Below are 13586 nucleotides of genomic sequence, written 5' to 3' on the forward strand. Positions count from 1 at the left end.
CCCCGGCCGCAGGGTGGGGGAGTGCCGGCCGGAAGCCCTCGTACTGGACGTACGTGGGCTTCCGGCCGGTGCGGCGAGTGGGGGCACCCCCTCTGGGGGGAGCGTGCCGGGTGTCGCGACGGGGCGAACGTCGCCTGCCGGGGCACTAGGTGCCCGGCTCCCCCGCAGTGACCGTCCGGTACGCGATGGCCGCCAGCCGGGCCTGGCCGTCCGTGCTCGGGTGGAACCAGTCCCAGCGGCTCAGCTGCCCGGTGCCGAAGCGGTAGTCGAAGACGGCGTTCCCGTCGAAGCGGCACCGCCGGTCCTTGGCGCAGACCTCCTCGAGCACCTTGTTGTAGGCCTCCACCCGCTGCTGCACCGTGTCCCGGCGCAGGGTCGCCGTGCTGGTCAGGTCGTCGGCGTCGCCCAGCATCGACGGGCAGATGCCGAGCTTCCACACCTGCTTGCCCAGCGGGTTCGTCCGGCCCTCGGACCACAGCCGCTTCAGGTTCGGCACGCTCGCCACGTACACCTGCGCCTTCGGCAGCGCCTGGCGCAGGATGCCCATCGCCTCCTCGAAGGAGGCCCGGAAGGCGGCCACCGAGGTCATCGCCGAGGGCGTCGCCCGGCAGGCGTCGTTCGCCCCGGCCATCACCGTCACCAGCTGGGGCTTGCGGGTGACCGCCTGGGCCATCTGCCCCGGCAGGTCCCCCATCCGGGCGCCGGTCACCGCGTAGTTCCAGCTGCGCTCGGCCGCCCCGGACCGCCCCAGCAGCCGTACCGCGAGGCTGTCGACCTGCGCGCTGGTGCCGGTGGCCCAGGACACCTCGGGGCAGTCCGACAGCACCGTGCACGCGTCGAAGCCGCGGGTGATGGAGTCGCCGACGGCGGCGATCGAGGAGGGGCTGCGGTCCCACACCGGGGCCGGCCTGGAAGCCTTCGCCCGGGTGCCGTCCGGCGCCGGGGACTCGCCGCCCAGGGCGTCACAGCCGGCGGCCCCCAGGACCGCCGCCAGTACGACGCAGAGAGCGGCCCGTGAACGCCGGCGTCGGTATCGCATGCCCAGGTCGCTCCCCTTGTCGTGCCGTCATGGTCCCCAACCCATCACAACGCGTCAGGGTTCCCGACAGGTGGCATGGAACGGCTCACACCCGTACAAGCGTCCCCCTGGGTGAATGGGCGGCGTTTCTGGGCACTGGGACCGACGGTACGTCACACTCCTTGCCCCGCCGCACGGTAGCCTCGCCATCAAGGCGGCCGTCGTACCAGGGCCGCCGGTCAGCCAGCAAGATGTCCCGCTCTGCCCGGAGGTTCCGGTGACGACACGTGGAGTTCTGTACGTGCACTCCGCGCCGCGCGCGCTGTGCCCGCACGTCGAGTGGGCCGTCGCCGGGGTGCTGGGCACCCGGGTCAGCCTCGACTGGATCCGGCAGCCCGCGGCCCCTGGCACCTGGCGCTCGGAGTTCTCCTGGCAGGGCCAGGTCGGCACCGCCTCCAAGCTCGCCTCGGCGCTGCGCGGCTGGCACCTGCTGCGCTTCGAGGTCACTGCCGAGCCCTGCCCCACCGCCGAGGGTGAGCGCTACAGCTGCACCCCCGACCTCGGCATCTTCCACGCCGTCACCGGCATCCATGGCGACATCCTCATCCCCGAGGACCGTCTGCGCGCGGCGCTGACCCGCTCCCAGAGCGGCGAGACGGACCTGGAGGCGGAGATCGCCAAGCTCCTGGGCAAGCCGTGGGACGACGAGCTCGAGCCGTTCCGGTACGCGGGCGAGGGGGCCCCGGTGCGCTGGCTGCACCAGGTGGTGTGACCTCTGCGGGGTGATCCCCGCCCGGATCTCCCCGCCCGGATCCCGCCCGGCACGCGGAGAGGGCCCCCACCGGCCGGTGGGGGCCCTCTCCTTGCGTACGGCGTCCGTCAGATCGGTCAGATCGTCCTGAACGCCAGCACCACGTTGTGCCCGCCGAAGCCGAACGAGTCGTTCAGCACGGCGATCCGGCCCTCCGGCAGCTGACGGGCCTCACCGCGCACCACGTCCGCGTTGACCTCGGGGTCGAGCTCGTCGAGGTTGATCGTCGGCGGGGCCACCCGCTTGGTCAGGGCGAGGATCGACGCGACCGTCTCGATGCCGCCCGCGCCACCGAGCAGGTGACCCGTCATCGACTTGGTCGCGGAGATCGCCATGTGGTCGACGTCGTCGCCGAAGACCTTCCGCAGCGCCTTGATCTCCGCGACGTCACCCTGCGGCGTCGACGTGGCGTGCGCGTTCACGTGCACGATCTCGGCCGGCTTGAGGTCGCTGTTGTCCAGCAGGTTCTGGAGTGCGTGCGCGATGCCGTTGCCGGACGGCTCGGGCTGGGTGATGTGGTGGCTGTCGGAGGAGATGCCCTGGCCGACGGCCTCGACGTAGATCCGGGCGCCGCGGGCCTTCGCGTGCTCCTCGGACTCCAGGACGATCACGCCCGCGCCCTCGCCCAGGACGAAGCCGTCGCGGCCGGAGTCGTACGGGCGCGAGGCGCCCTGCGGGTCGTCGTTGTTCTTGGACATCGCCATCATGTTGCCGAACGCGACGATCGGCAGCGGGTGGATGGCCGCCTCCGTGCCGCCGGCGACGACGACGTCGGCGCGGCCGGTGCGGATCATCTCGATGGCGTAGCCGATGGCCTCCGCGCCCGAGGCGCAGGCCGAGACCGGGGTGTGCACACCGGCGCGGGCGCCCAGTTCGATGCCGACGTTGGCCGCCGGGGAGTTGGGCATCAGCATCGGCACGGTGTGCGGGGAGACCCGGCGTACGCCCTTCTCCTTCAGCACGTCGTACTGGTCGAGCAGGGTCGTCACACCGCCGATGCCGGAGGCGATGACCGTGCCCAGCCGGTCGGGGTTCACGGACGCGTCCTCACCGGCCTTGGCGGTGAAACCGGCGTCCTTCCAGGCCTCCTGAGCGGCGATCAGCGCGAACTGCGCGGACCGGTCCAGCTTCCGGGCCTGCGGGCGGGGGATGATCTCGCCCGGTTCGACGGCGATCTGCGCGGCGATCCTCACCGGCAGGTCGGCCGCCCAGTCCTGCTCCAGGAGGCTGACGCCGGACTGGCCGGCGACCAGGGCCTCCCAGAACGAGGCTGCGTCGCCACCCAGCGGTGTGGTTGCGCCGATACCGGTGACGACCACGGTGCGATTGGTCGGGCTCACGGGAATTCTTTCTCCAACGGTATTGGGGATTCAGCGGCGCCACCGCCGGGTGGCGGGGCCTAGCAGCCTGGTGACCCGAGCGAGGCTCAGGCCTGGTGCTTGAGGATGTAGTCGGTCGCGTCGCCGACGGTCTTGAGGTTCTTGACGTCCTCGTCCGGGATCTTCACGTCGAAGCGCTCCTCGGCGGCGACGACGACCTCGACCATGGACAGCGAGTCGACGTCCAGGTCGTCGGTGAAGGACTTGTCCAGCTGGACGTCCTCAACCGGGATGCCGGCGATCTCGTTCACGATGTCGGCGAGACCGGCGACGATCTCTTCCTGAGTGGCGGCCATGTCAGGCGCTCCTTCTTAGATATCCAGACGGGTTGTGGCGATGTGTACCGCACCGGACGCATGATCCGGCACGGAGTGCCTAGGGGAGGGTAACGACCGTCGCGGCGTAGACGAGACCCGCCCCGAATCCGATGACGAGTGCGGTGTCGCCGCTCTTCGCCTCGCCGGTCGCCAGGAGCCGCTCCATCGCGAGCGGGATCGAGGCGGCCGAGGTGTTGCCGGTGGTGCGCACGTCACGGGCGACCGTGACGTGCTCCGGCAGCTTCAGCGTCTTCACCATCGAGTCGATGATCCGCTCGTTGGCCTGGTGCGGAATGAAGACGTCCAGGTCGTCCGGGGTGATGCCGGCCGCGTCCAGTGCCTGTTGGGCGACCTTCGCCATCTCGAACACGGCCCAGCGGAACACCGCCTGGCCTTCCTGGGTGATCGCGGGGAACTTCTCCACCGTGCCGGCCCGGTAGTCCGTCCAGGGCACGGTCTGCTTGATGGTCTCGGACTTGTCGCCCTCCGAGCCCCAGACGGTCGGGCCGATCGCGGGCTCCTGCGACGGGCCCACCACGACCGCGCCCGCGCCGTCACCGAACAGGAAGGCCGTCGCCCGGTCCTCCAGGTCGGTCAGGTCGGACAGCCGCTCGACGCCGATGACGAGCACGTACTCGGCGGAGCCCTCGACGATCATGCCCTTGGCGAGGGTGAGGCCGTAGCCGAAGCCCGCGCAGCCCGCCGAGATGTCGAAGGCCGCGGCCTTGGCCGTGCCGAGCTTGTCGGCGATCTCGGTCGCGACGGCCGGGGTCTGCTTGAAGTGCGAGACGGTCGAGACGATCACACCGCCGATCTGCTCGGCGGAGATCCCGGCGTCGGCGATGGCCTTGCCGGACGCCTCGACCGACATGGCGGCGACGGTCTCCTCGTCGTTCGCCCAGTGCCGGGTCTCGATGCCGGAGCGCGAGCGGATCCACTCGTCGGACGAGTCGATCGTCTCGAGGATCACCTCGTTGGGCACCACCCGGGTCGGGCGGTAGCCGCCCACACCGAGGATGCGCGCGTACGGGGCGCCCTTGCTGGGCTTGATCTTCGCCATCGGGGCTCCTTAGGCGCCGTGCTCGGAGATGAGCTCGCGGGCCGCTTCGAGGTCGTCGGGGGTCTTCAGGGCGAGCGTCCGCACGCCGGGCAGGGCGCGCTTGGCCAGGCCGGTCAGCGTGCCGCCGGGGCACACCTCGATCAGCGCGGTGACGCCGAGCTCCTTGAAGGTCTCCATGCACAGGTCCCAGCGGACCGGGTTGGCGACCTGACCCACCAGCCGTTCGAGCACCTCGGGGCCGGAGGCGACGGTGTGCCCGTCCTTGTTGGAGACGTATGTGACCTTCGGGTCGGCCGGCTCCAGGGCCGCGGCGGCCTTGGCGAGGGTCTCGACCGCGGGGGCCATGTGGTGCGTGTGGAAGGCGCCGGCGACCTTCAGCGGGACGACCTTGCGGACGCCCTCGGGCTTGTCCTCGTTCAGCGCGGCCAGCTGCTCCAGCGTGCCCGCGGCGACGATCTGGCCCGCGCCGTTGATGTTCGCCGGGGTCAGGCCGAGCTTCTCCAGGTGCGCGACGGACACCTCCGGGTCGCCGCCGAGCAGCGCCGACATGCCGGTCTCGGTGATCGCCGCCGCCTCCGCCATGGCCAGGCCGCGCCTGCGGACGAGGCCCAGCGCGGCGGTGTCGTCGAGGACGCCCGCGAAGGCGGCCGCGGTGATCTCGCCGACGCTGTGGCCGGCGACCGCGCCCGGGAGCCCCGCCGCGTCGGCCGCGGGGGTGGCGACACCGAGTGCCGCGGCGGACAGGATCCCGGCCGCGACCAGCAGCGGCTGGGCCACGGCGGTGTCGCGGATGGCGTCCGCGTCGGCCTGGGTGCCGTAGTGGGCGAGGTCCAGTCCGATGGCGTCCGACCAGGCGGCGACACGGTCGGCGGCGCCGGGCAGTTCGAGCCAGGGAGTCAGGAAGCCGGGCGTCTGGGCGCCTTGGCCGGGAGCGACGAGTACGAGCACTCTCACACTCTCTCTTGGGGACGGCCACGGCCGCCCGTGAGGACAGGGACGAAGAACGGCAGGGGGTTTTGTTGACCTCCGACAAAATCCTAGGGTTGCGCATCCCCATCGGCCAGACGCCCCAGGATGAGCGCGATCCGCAGCGTGAACGCGGATCGTACATCGGAGGGCGACCAACCGGTGACGTCAGTCACACGTCGGAGCCGGTAGCGCACGGTGTTCGGGTGAACGAAAAGCATGCGCGCCGCTCCTTCCAGACTGCTCGCCTGCTCCAGGTAGACACTCAGGGTTTCCAGGAGCGCCGACCCGGCTTCCTCCAGCGGTCTGTAGATCTCCTCCACCAACTGTTCGCGCGCCCCGGGATCGCCGGCGATCGCGCGCTCCGGAAGCAGATCGTCCGCCAACACCGGCCGCGGCGCGTCCTGCCACGCCGAACACGCCTTCAGTCCGGCCGCCGCGGCCTGCGCGGACCGGGTCGCGGCCAGCAGGTCGGGCACCACCGGGCCCGCGACGACCGGCCCCGCGGCGAACGGCCCGATCAGCGAGCGGGCCACGGCCAGCGGATGGTCGCTGCCGCCCGCGATGACGACCAGTCGGTCCCCGAGCACCCCCGTCAGCACCTGGAGCTTGGCGTGGCGCGCGGCCCGCCGGATGGCCTCCACGGTCAGCTCGCTGTCCCCGTCGGGGGCGGTGCCCAGCACCACGCACACGTGCTCGGGGGAATTCCAGCCCAGCGCCGCGGCCCTGCTGAGGGCCCCCTCGTCGGCCTCCCCGCTGAGCACCGCGTTCACGACCAGCGACTCCAGCCGCGCGTCCCAGGCACCGCGTGCCTCGGCGGCCTGGGCGTACACCTGGGCGGTGGCGAAGGCGATCTCCCGGGCGTAGACCAGCAGCGCCTCCCTCAGCACCCTCTCGTCGCCCGGGGCCGCCACCTCGTCGATGGCGCTCTCCATGACCTCGATGGTCGTCCGCACCATCTCCACGGTCTGCCGCAGCGTGATGGCCCGGGTCAGCTCGCGGGGCGCCGTCCCGAAGACGTCCGTGGAGATCGCCTGGGGCGCGTCCGGGTGCCGGAACCACTCGGTGAACGCGGCGATACCCGCCTGGGCCACCAGCCCGATCCAGGAACGGTTCTCCGGAGGCATCGCCCGGTACCACGGCAGGGTCTCGTCCATCCGTGCGATGGCCTGCGCGGCGAGACTCCCGGAGGACTTCTCCAGCCGCCTCAGGGTCCCTTGGTGCGGGTGGACATCGGGCTTCGCGTGTTCGGTCTTGCGGGTTTCTGGTTCGGGCACGTGGACAAGACTGCCTTATCGGGACGGGCGGGTGCGCCGCCGGGTCTACGGTGGTGCACGTGATCGACGTAAGACGCGCCGCGCAGCGCTATCACGGGGGCGACGCCCAGGCCGGCATCGACTCCCGCCACGCCTTCTCCTTCGGCCCGCACTACGACCCCGACAACCTCCGCTTCGGCGCGGTCATCGCCTGCAACGAGGAGCGGCTCGCCCCCGGCGCCGGCTTCGACGAGCACCCGCACAGCCACACGGAGATCGTCACCTGGGTCGTCGAGGGCGAACTGACCCACCGCGACTCCACCGGCCACGAGACGGTCGTCCGCCCCGGCGACGTCCAGCGCCTGAGCGCGGCATCGGGCGTCCGCCACGTGGAGTGCAACGCCGCGGCCGTGCCCCTCACCTTCCTCCAGATGTGGCTGGCCCCGCGCACGCCCGGCGGCGCCCCGTCCTACGAGGTCGTCCACGGCATCGCCGACTCCACGCCGTACGCCGTCCCCGAGGCCGGGGCCGTGCTCCACGTACGCCGCCTGGCGCGGGGCGAGCGCACGGCGGTCCCCGACGCGGCGTACGTGTACGCGCACGTGGTCCGGGGTGAAATCCGGCTGGGCGGCGAGGAACTGGGGCCGGGCGATTCCGCGCGGATCGTGGGGGCCGGGGACATGGGACTGACGGCGGTGACCGGAGCGGAGGTCCTGCTCTGGGAGATGACAGCAGGGTGAGCGGACACGGTGGCGGGGCCGAGGGACCGCCCTGATCGTGTGATCGATTCCGCTGTTCGGGCCTCGTTGTTTGGACGCCGTCACCGACCGGTGGGGCGTCACCGTCCGTCCCGACGGACCCGGCAAGACGGTGTGGTTCGAGTGCCTGGCCCCCGACGTCAGGCGGCGCGCAGCTCCGCCAGCACCGCGTCCGTGAGGGCCGGCCACGCCTCGATCGCCCAGGAACCGAACGCGCGATCGGTCAGGGCGACCGCCGCCGCCCCCGCCACCGGGTCGACCCACAGGAACGTGCCGGACTGCCCGAAGTGACCGAACGTACGCGGCGAGGACGAAGCACCCGTCCAGTGCGGGGACTTGGAGTCCCGGATCTCGAACCCCAGCCCCCAGTCGTTGGGGTTCTGGTGCCCGTACCCGGGCAGCACACCCTTCGTCCCCGGATACTGCACCGTCATCGCCTCGGCCACCGTCCGCGGGTCCAGCAGCCGCGGCGCCTGCACCTCGGCCGCGAACCGCAGCAGGTCCTCCACGGTCGAGACGCCGTCCTTCGCGGGGGAGCGGGTGCCCTCCAGCGACGTCGAGGCCATCCCCAGCGGCTCCAGCACCGCCTGCCGCAGGTACTCCGCGAAGGGAATGTCCGTCGCCCTGGCGACGTGCTCCCCCAACTGCTCGAACCCGGCGTTGGAGTACAGCCGCCGCTCCCCGGCCGGCGCGGTCACGCGGTGCTCGTCGAAGGCCAGCCCCGAGGTGTGCGCGAGCAGGTGGCGGACGGTCGAGCCGGGCGGCCCCGCCGGTTCGTCGAGCTCGACCGCCCCTTCCTCGTACGCGACGAGCGCGGCGTACGCGGCCAGCGGCTTGGTGACCGAGGCCAGTGGGAAGCGCCGCCCGGCGGGCCCGTGGGTCCCGAGGACCGTGCCGTCGGCCCGTACGACACCCGCCGCGGCGGTGGGCACGGGCCAGTTCTCGATGGACGCGAGGCTGTTCAGCGACATGCCCCCGAGCCTAAGCCGGTCGCAGGACCAGCCGCATCGAGGGGTCGGGCTTGCGCACGAAGCCCAGCGCCGCGTACAGCGGCTCGGCCTCGGCGGACGCGTTCAGGTCGACCTGCACGGCGCCCCGCTCGCGGAACCAGTCGAGCAGCTCCTCCATGCACGCGCGCGCATATCCCCGGCGCCGTGCGTCCGGGTCGGTGGCGACGCTGAAGACGTGCCCGACCCGTCCGTGCGGGTTGCCGGCCCGCCCGATCCGGTACTCCAGCGTTCCCGCCGCCAGCGCGGCCAGTGCCCCCGGCCGGTCGGGGTGGTCGACGACGAAGGCCGCGAAGTCCCCTGCGGGCGCGGCGAGCCGGGCCCGCAGGGTCGGCAGGGACTCCTCGTGCCAGTCGGTGGCGCTCTCGTCCTGCGGCTCCGTCGCGAAGACGGAGTCGATCATGACCTGACGCAGCCGCAGCACTTCGGCGGCGTCCTCGAGCGAGGCACGGCGTACAAGACTCATGGCCCGCACGGTAACGACCGCGCGCCCGGCCCGTCTCCGGATTTCTTGCCGGATCCGCTTGCTTGGAGTGCACTCCAAGGCCATAGCGTGGGGGCCATGACGGTGATGCAGACCATGCCAGCGGCCACCGAGCGAGAAGCGGCCCACCCCGCCGACATCTGCTCCGCCGCACCACGGCGGCACCCCCGCCCCGACGGCCAGGACAGATACACGATCAGCGAGGTCGTGGCCTTCACCGGCCTCACCGCCCACACCCTGCGCTGGTACGAGCGGATCGGCCTGATGTCCCACATCGACCGCTCGCACACCGGCCAGCGCCGCTACTGCAACCGCGACCTGGACTGGCTGGACTTCGTGACCAAGCTGCGGCTGACCGGCATGCCGGTCGCCGACATGGTCCGGTACGCCGAACTGGTGCGCGAGGGCGAGAGCACCTACGCGGAGCGGCGCGACCTGCTGGAGTCGACCCGCCGGGACGTGCTGGCGCGGATCGCCGAACTGCGGGACACGCTCTCCGTGCTCGACCGGAAGATCAGTTTCTACGCTCAGGAGGGGACCACTCGATGACCGACGCCAGGATCGCGACGGCACGGCTCGGCGAAGGCGGGCCGGAGGTCGGCGTACAGGGCCTCGGCTGCATGGGCATGAGCTTCGCCTACGGCCCCGCCGACGCGGGGGAGTCCAGGGCCGCGCTGGAACGGGCGCTGGAGCTGGGGGTGACGCTGTACGACACGGCGGACGCCTACGGCGTGGGGGAGAACGAGAAGTTCCTCTCGTCGTTCTTCAAGGCGCACCGCGACGAGGTGGTGATCGCCACCAAGTTCGCCCTGTCGATCCCGCCGGACGATCCGACCCGGCGGGTCATCCGCAACGACCCGCCGTACATCCGCCAGGCGGTCGAGGCCAGTCTGAGGCGGCTGGACGTCGACGTGATCGACCTCTACTACATGCACCGCCGGGACGTGAACGTCCCCATCGAGGAGACCGTCGGCACGATGGCCGAGCTGGTGCGCGAGGGCAAGGTCAAGCACCTCGGGCTGAGCGAGATCACCGCCGGCGAGCTGCGCGCCGCCCAGGGGGTGCACCCGATCGCCGCCGTGCAGTCGGAGTGGTCGTTGTTCAGCCGCGACATCGAGGCGAACGTGGTACCGGCGGCCCGCGAACTGGGCGTGGCCCTCGTCCCGTACTCGCCCCTCGGCCGCGGCTTCCTCACGGGCTCCTTCACCAGCGCCGAGCGGGACCTGACGGCCGGCGACTTCCGCCGCCAGCAGCCCCGCTTCACCGGCGAGAACGCTGCGGCCAACGCGGCCCTCCTGGAGCCGGTCCGTGAGATCGCCGCCACCCACGGCGTCTCCCTCGCCCAGGTCGCCCTCGCCTGGACCCAGCAGCGTGCCGCCGTCCACGGCCTGCCGGTGGTCCCGATACCGGGCACGACCAAGCGGCACCGGGTGGAGGAGAACGTCACGGCGACGAGGATCGTCCTGACGCGGGAGGAACTCGCCCTGCTGGAGCCGATAGCCGCCAGGGTCGCGGGGGACCGCTACCCGGACATGTCCTTCGCATCGGCGGGCCGGGAGTGAGCGACGCCGCGTCCGGCAGGCGAGCGGTCGCACCCCGCTGGTAGGGCTACCTGACGAAGCCCTACTAGAGCTCCGCGAGGAGCTCCGCCTTCTTGGAGGAGAACTCCTCGTCCGTCACCAGCCCCGCCTGGTGCAACTCCCCGAGGTGCCGGATCCGCTCCGCGATGTCGGCGGGATCCCGGCGCCCCGCCGCGGAGGACACCGCGGCCCCCGGCCGCCGCTCCCGCACCGCCGCCAGCACGGCGGCGGCGAACGGCAGGGACTCGTGGACGGGCCCGTAGCCCAGCCCGAACACCACGGCCGCCGGATCCTGGTCCGGCGGCGCGGGCGGCTCGGTCGCCGAGTGGCGGGTGACGAGGCGGAGGTGGCCCTCGAGGACCTCGGGCGAGTGCCACTCGACGCCGTTCAGGTCGGCGACCGGGAAGATCTGGTCGCCGGCCTTCCACTTGGCCGTGGACGCGCCCGTCCAGAACCACTGGAACCGTACCGAGGTGCCGTCGAAGAACGCCTTGCCGTCGTACGCCTTGAACTGCAACGGCCCCGAGGGCGCCGCCACCAGGTGCCGGTCCACCGGCCCGGACCCGGTCAGTCGTCCCCGCAGCTCGTCCGCGTAGTACTCGGCGAGCGTCTCCCGCCCGGCGGGCAGCACCAGCCGGTACGGGTCGTAGGCCTCCTTCAGCTGCCCGGCCGCCGCCTCGATCAGCGGATCGGCACCGGGGCGGGGCACGGCCCGCAGCACGACCTTCCCGCGCCGGCCCGGAGTGAGGGTCACGTCTTCGAGCGCCGCCAGGGGGATGCGCCGTTCGCCCAGGGCCTGGAACAGCTTGGGTGTTCGAATCCCCCGTTCGTAACGGATGAGCACGGAGTCGGACTCGAACTCCCAGGCGGCATGAAATCCGGCCAGTACGTCACCCATGCGGCTCATCGTAAGCGGCACCGGCTCCTCACGTCCCTCCCCGTGCGGACCGCACTTCCTGCTGTCTCTACGCGCGTCCGGCCGTCGTCGTACCGGACAAATCCGCCCGGCACCCCTCATCGTCATGGGCGCACCGCACCGCGTCGTACGCGCCGACGCCGATGTCGGCGAGGTTGCGCAGGCTGTCCGTGCCCGGCTCGAAATAACCGGCGTGCCCCTCGGCGTCCCGCGCCGACAGCACCCGCGCGCCGAACGCGGCGGAGACCGGGTCGGCGCCGTGCCCGAGCCCGCCGACCTCGAGGTACGGCACGTCCTGGATCCAGTCGGAGGCGTCCCGCATGGCCCATACCCGCGCCCGCGTGCCCAGGCGCGAGGCCTGGGAGGCGCGCATTCCGGGGCTGGCGGCCACGGCTATGTCGGCCACCCGGGGCGGCATGGCGTGGGCGGCCACCCCGCACAGCACGGAGCCGTAGCTGTGGCAGAACATGGTGACGGGTGTGCTGCCGGGCAGCGCGCGCAGCAGTGCGTTCAGGCGTACGGCGCCGTCCTCGGCGCGCATCGCCGTGGCGGCGTCCACGCCGAGCCCGCTGGGCGCGGTGTAGTCGGCCCAGGCGATCACGGCCGTACGGGTCGTGGGGCTCTCGGTGCGCTCGGCCGCGTACAGTGCCTCGGCCATGCCGACCGGCGCGGTGTACCTGCGGTTCGTCCGCTGGAAGGTGAGCAGGTCGGTGTCGACGCCGGGGACGACGACGGAGATCCGGTCGGCCCCGGCGAGGTCGCCGAACGCCTCGGCGATCCGGCCCGAGCCGTCGGGGTCGAAGGCGAGGATCTGCCGGCCGCCGCTCATGAGCGACTCGTAGCGGTGCATGCGCCGGCCCGCCTGCTGCTGCCCGGCGGGGGAGAGCCGGCTGTCGTGCATGCGCTTCTTCTCGACCTCGCGCTGCTGCTTCAGCGCGATGCGGTTGGCCCGGTAGCGCAGGTCGACGGGGGCGCCGTTCATGTTGCCGACCGCGAGCGGGTAGCTGTGGGCGAGACCGGCCCGCTGCCGTGCGGTGAGCGAGGCGAAGAAGCCGGCGAGCCGGGCGGGCCCCTCGTCCGGGTCCGGCAGCCGGTGCCCGCCGATGCGGCCGTGCTCCCAGGCGGAGAGCGAGGCCTGGAGGGGGCCGGCCTCCCGCTGCCCGCGCAGGGCGGTCCAGCCGGTGGTCGCGAGCATCACGAACACGACGGCCAGGGCGAGCAGCGCGCGCCAGACGTTGAGTTGCGGGGAGGTCTCGAAAGAAGTCACTGGGAGGACACACTAGGAGAACGGGAGGGTCTCGCGGTAACCGAGTGACAGGGATCACGTTTCAGCGGCCGTGACGGGGAAGTCGAGTAGATCGCCAGTTCCCGGTCAGCGCGGGCCCCACCTGGTCCAGGTAGGCGGCGGTGAGCTCGCGGATCGCCTCGATGCTGCACTCCTCGCCCACCGACCAGGTCCGTTGGGTGACGCGCATCACGCCGCCGAACAGGGCCACCAGGAGGCGCGGGCGCGGGTCGGCGTCCACGTCGAGGCCCTCGCGCTCGGCGACGATCCTCGCGATCTCCTCCTCGAGTTCCTCCTGGCGTCGCAGGTGGACGGCGAGCAGAGCGGGCGTGGCCTCGATCATCCGGTAGGCGCGTAGATGGAGTTCGACCGGGACGACCTGCTCGATGGCCTCCCCGATGGTGTCCCAGCTCGCCAGGACGGCCTGCCGCAGCGCCTCCAGCGGGGCTTCGTGCGGTGGGCGTTCGCGCACGGCCCGGACGTAGTGCGACTCCGCGAGCCGGGTGACGAAGAAGGCCGCGTCCTCCTTGCCGCCGAAGTAGCGGAAGAAGGTGCGCTGCGAGACGCCGACGGCCTCGGCGATCTCGTCGACGGTCGTGCGCTCGTAGCCCTGGGTGAGGAACAGTTCGAGCGCGGTGTGCAGCAGGGCGTCCCGGGTGCGCCGTTTCTTGCGCTCGCGCAGTCCCGCTTCACTCATGTGCTTCTCCCCGTAACTGAAATGTTTTGTCAATTGTCAGTGGCTGACATTA

At 72.0% G+C, this 13586-nt stretch carries 15 protein-coding genes; 4 read left to right on the forward strand and 11 right to left on the reverse strand.

The window, feature by feature from the left end; genetic code table 11:
• Positions 1-145: 145 nt before the first annotated feature.
• The gene (locus ABZX30_RS30265) at positions 146-1039 is read right to left on the reverse strand and encodes an SGNH/GDSL hydrolase family protein (protein ID WP_355939047.1); all 894 of its coding nucleotides are present in this window, start codon (positions 1037-1039) and stop codon (positions 146-148) included.
• A 256-nt stretch (positions 1040-1295) separates the two neighbouring features.
• On the opposite strand from ABZX30_RS30265, the gene ABZX30_RS30270 reads away from it, so the two are divergent.
• Entirely contained in the window at positions 1296-1790 is a 495-nt protein-coding gene (locus ABZX30_RS30270) for a DUF3145 domain-containing protein (protein ID WP_355939050.1), read from the forward strand.
• Positions 1791-1906: 116 nt separating this feature from the next.
• Here ABZX30_RS30270 and fabF read toward each other — a convergent pair whose 3' ends face one another.
• The 5 genes from fabF to ABZX30_RS30295 form a co-directional block, all read right to left on the reverse strand.
• Positions 1907-3169, reverse strand: a complete 1263-nt coding sequence (gene fabF / locus ABZX30_RS30275) for a beta-ketoacyl-ACP synthase II (protein WP_355939053.1) — start codon at positions 3167-3169, stop codon at positions 1907-1909.
• Positions 3170-3255: 86 nt separating this feature from the next.
• Positions 3256-3504 carry an acyl carrier protein gene (locus ABZX30_RS30280; protein WP_015660680.1) on the reverse strand — a complete coding sequence of 83 codons (249 nt, stop codon included), beginning with the start codon at positions 3502-3504 and terminating at the stop codon, positions 3256-3258.
• Between the two features lie 79 nt (positions 3505-3583).
• Positions 3584-4585, reverse strand: a complete 1002-nt coding sequence (locus ABZX30_RS30285; RefSeq protein ID WP_355939057.1) for a ketoacyl-ACP synthase III — start codon at positions 4583-4585, stop codon at positions 3584-3586.
• Between the two features lie 9 nt (positions 4586-4594).
• Positions 4595-5533, reverse strand: coding sequence for an ACP S-malonyltransferase (locus tag ABZX30_RS30290; protein ID WP_355939059.1), 939 nt, complete (start codon positions 5531-5533; stop codon positions 4595-4597).
• Between the two features lie 89 nt (positions 5534-5622).
• Positions 5623-6828: a helix-turn-helix domain-containing protein gene (locus ABZX30_RS30295; RefSeq protein ID WP_355939062.1), complete on the reverse strand. Its 1206-nt coding sequence runs from the start codon at positions 6826-6828 to the stop codon at positions 5623-5625.
• Between the two features lie 50 nt (positions 6829-6878).
• Here ABZX30_RS30295 and ABZX30_RS30300 point away from each other — a divergent pair, with 50 nt between their 5' ends.
• Positions 6879-7547: a pirin family protein gene (locus ABZX30_RS30300; RefSeq protein ID WP_355939064.1), complete on the forward strand. Its 669-nt coding sequence runs from the start codon at positions 6879-6881 to the stop codon at positions 7545-7547.
• A 158-nt stretch (positions 7548-7705) separates the two neighbouring features.
• Here the strand turns inward: ABZX30_RS30300 and ABZX30_RS30305 are convergent, their stop codons facing one another.
• On the reverse strand, positions 7706-8536 hold the full coding sequence (locus tag ABZX30_RS30305; RefSeq protein ID WP_355939067.1) for a serine hydrolase domain-containing protein: 831 nt from the start codon (positions 8534-8536) through the stop codon (positions 7706-7708).
• 10 nt (positions 8537-8546) lie between these two features.
• Complete coding sequence (locus tag ABZX30_RS30310) at positions 8547-9038, reverse strand: GNAT family N-acetyltransferase (protein ID WP_355939070.1); 492 nt, start codon at positions 9036-9038, stop codon at positions 8547-8549.
• 96 nt (positions 9039-9134) lie between these two features.
• On the opposite strand from ABZX30_RS30310, the gene ABZX30_RS30315 reads away from it, so the two are divergent.
• Both ABZX30_RS30315 and ABZX30_RS30320 read left to right on the forward strand, forming a co-directional pair.
• Positions 9135-9605, forward strand: a complete 471-nt coding sequence (locus ABZX30_RS30315) for a MerR family transcriptional regulator (RefSeq protein WP_355939073.1) — start codon at positions 9135-9137, stop codon at positions 9603-9605.
• Positions 9602-10618, forward strand: coding sequence for an aldo/keto reductase (locus ABZX30_RS30320; protein WP_355939076.1), 1017 nt, complete (start codon positions 9602-9604; stop codon positions 10616-10618). The genes ABZX30_RS30315 and ABZX30_RS30320 overlap by 4 nt, the downstream gene beginning before the upstream one ends.
• A gap of 64 nt (positions 10619-10682) precedes the next feature.
• Here the strand turns inward: ABZX30_RS30320 and ABZX30_RS30325 are convergent, their stop codons facing one another.
• From ABZX30_RS30325 to ABZX30_RS30335, 3 genes are all read right to left on the reverse strand, one after another.
• On the reverse strand, positions 10683-11534 hold the full coding sequence (locus ABZX30_RS30325) for a DUF4429 domain-containing protein (RefSeq protein WP_355939078.1): 852 nt from the start codon (positions 11532-11534) through the stop codon (positions 10683-10685).
• A gap of 67 nt (positions 11535-11601) precedes the next feature.
• Positions 11602-12819, reverse strand: coding sequence for an alpha/beta hydrolase (locus ABZX30_RS30330; protein ID WP_355939081.1), 1218 nt, complete (start codon positions 12817-12819; stop codon positions 11602-11604).
• 61 nt (positions 12820-12880) lie between these two features.
• Positions 12881-13534, reverse strand: coding sequence for a TetR family transcriptional regulator (locus ABZX30_RS30335; protein WP_355939084.1), 654 nt, complete (start codon positions 13532-13534; stop codon positions 12881-12883).
• Positions 13535-13586: the final 52 nt, after the last annotated feature.

The sequence above is a fragment of the Streptomyces sp. NPDC004542 genome (assembly GCF_040610035.1).
GTDB lineage: Bacteria > Actinomycetota > Actinomycetes > Streptomycetales > Streptomycetaceae > Streptomyces.

Excerpts from the sequence above, each read along its gene's own strand:
- ABZX30_RS30285 (WP_355939057.1), bottom strand. The coding sequence starts at position 4,585 with ATGGCGAAGATCAAGCCCAGCAAGGGCGCCCCGTACGCGCGCATCCTC.
- ABZX30_RS30265 (WP_355939047.1), bottom strand. The coding sequence starts at position 1,039 with ATGCGATACCGACGCCGGCGTTCACGGGCCGCTCTCTGCGTCGTACTG.
- ABZX30_RS30320 (WP_355939076.1), top strand. The coding sequence starts at position 9,602 with ATGACCGACGCCAGGATCGCGACGGCACGGCTCGGCGAAGGCGGGCCG.
- ABZX30_RS30325 (WP_355939078.1), bottom strand. The coding sequence starts at position 11,534 with ATGGGTGACGTACTGGCCGGATTTCATGCCGCCTGGGAGTTCGAGTCC.
- ABZX30_RS30310 (WP_355939070.1), bottom strand. The coding sequence starts at position 9,038 with ATGAGTCTTGTACGCCGTGCCTCGCTCGAGGACGCCGCCGAAGTGCTG.
- ABZX30_RS30315 (WP_355939073.1), top strand. The coding sequence starts at position 9,135 with ATGACGGTGATGCAGACCATGCCAGCGGCCACCGAGCGAGAAGCGGCC.
- ABZX30_RS30335 (WP_355939084.1), bottom strand. The coding sequence starts at position 13,534 with ATGAGTGAAGCGGGACTGCGCGAGCGCAAGAAACGGCGCACCCGGGAC.
- ABZX30_RS30305 (WP_355939067.1), bottom strand. The coding sequence starts at position 8,536 with ATGTCGCTGAACAGCCTCGCGTCCATCGAGAACTGGCCCGTGCCCACC.
- ABZX30_RS30280 (WP_015660680.1), bottom strand. The coding sequence starts at position 3,504 with ATGGCCGCCACTCAGGAAGAGATCGTCGCCGGTCTCGCCGACATCGTG.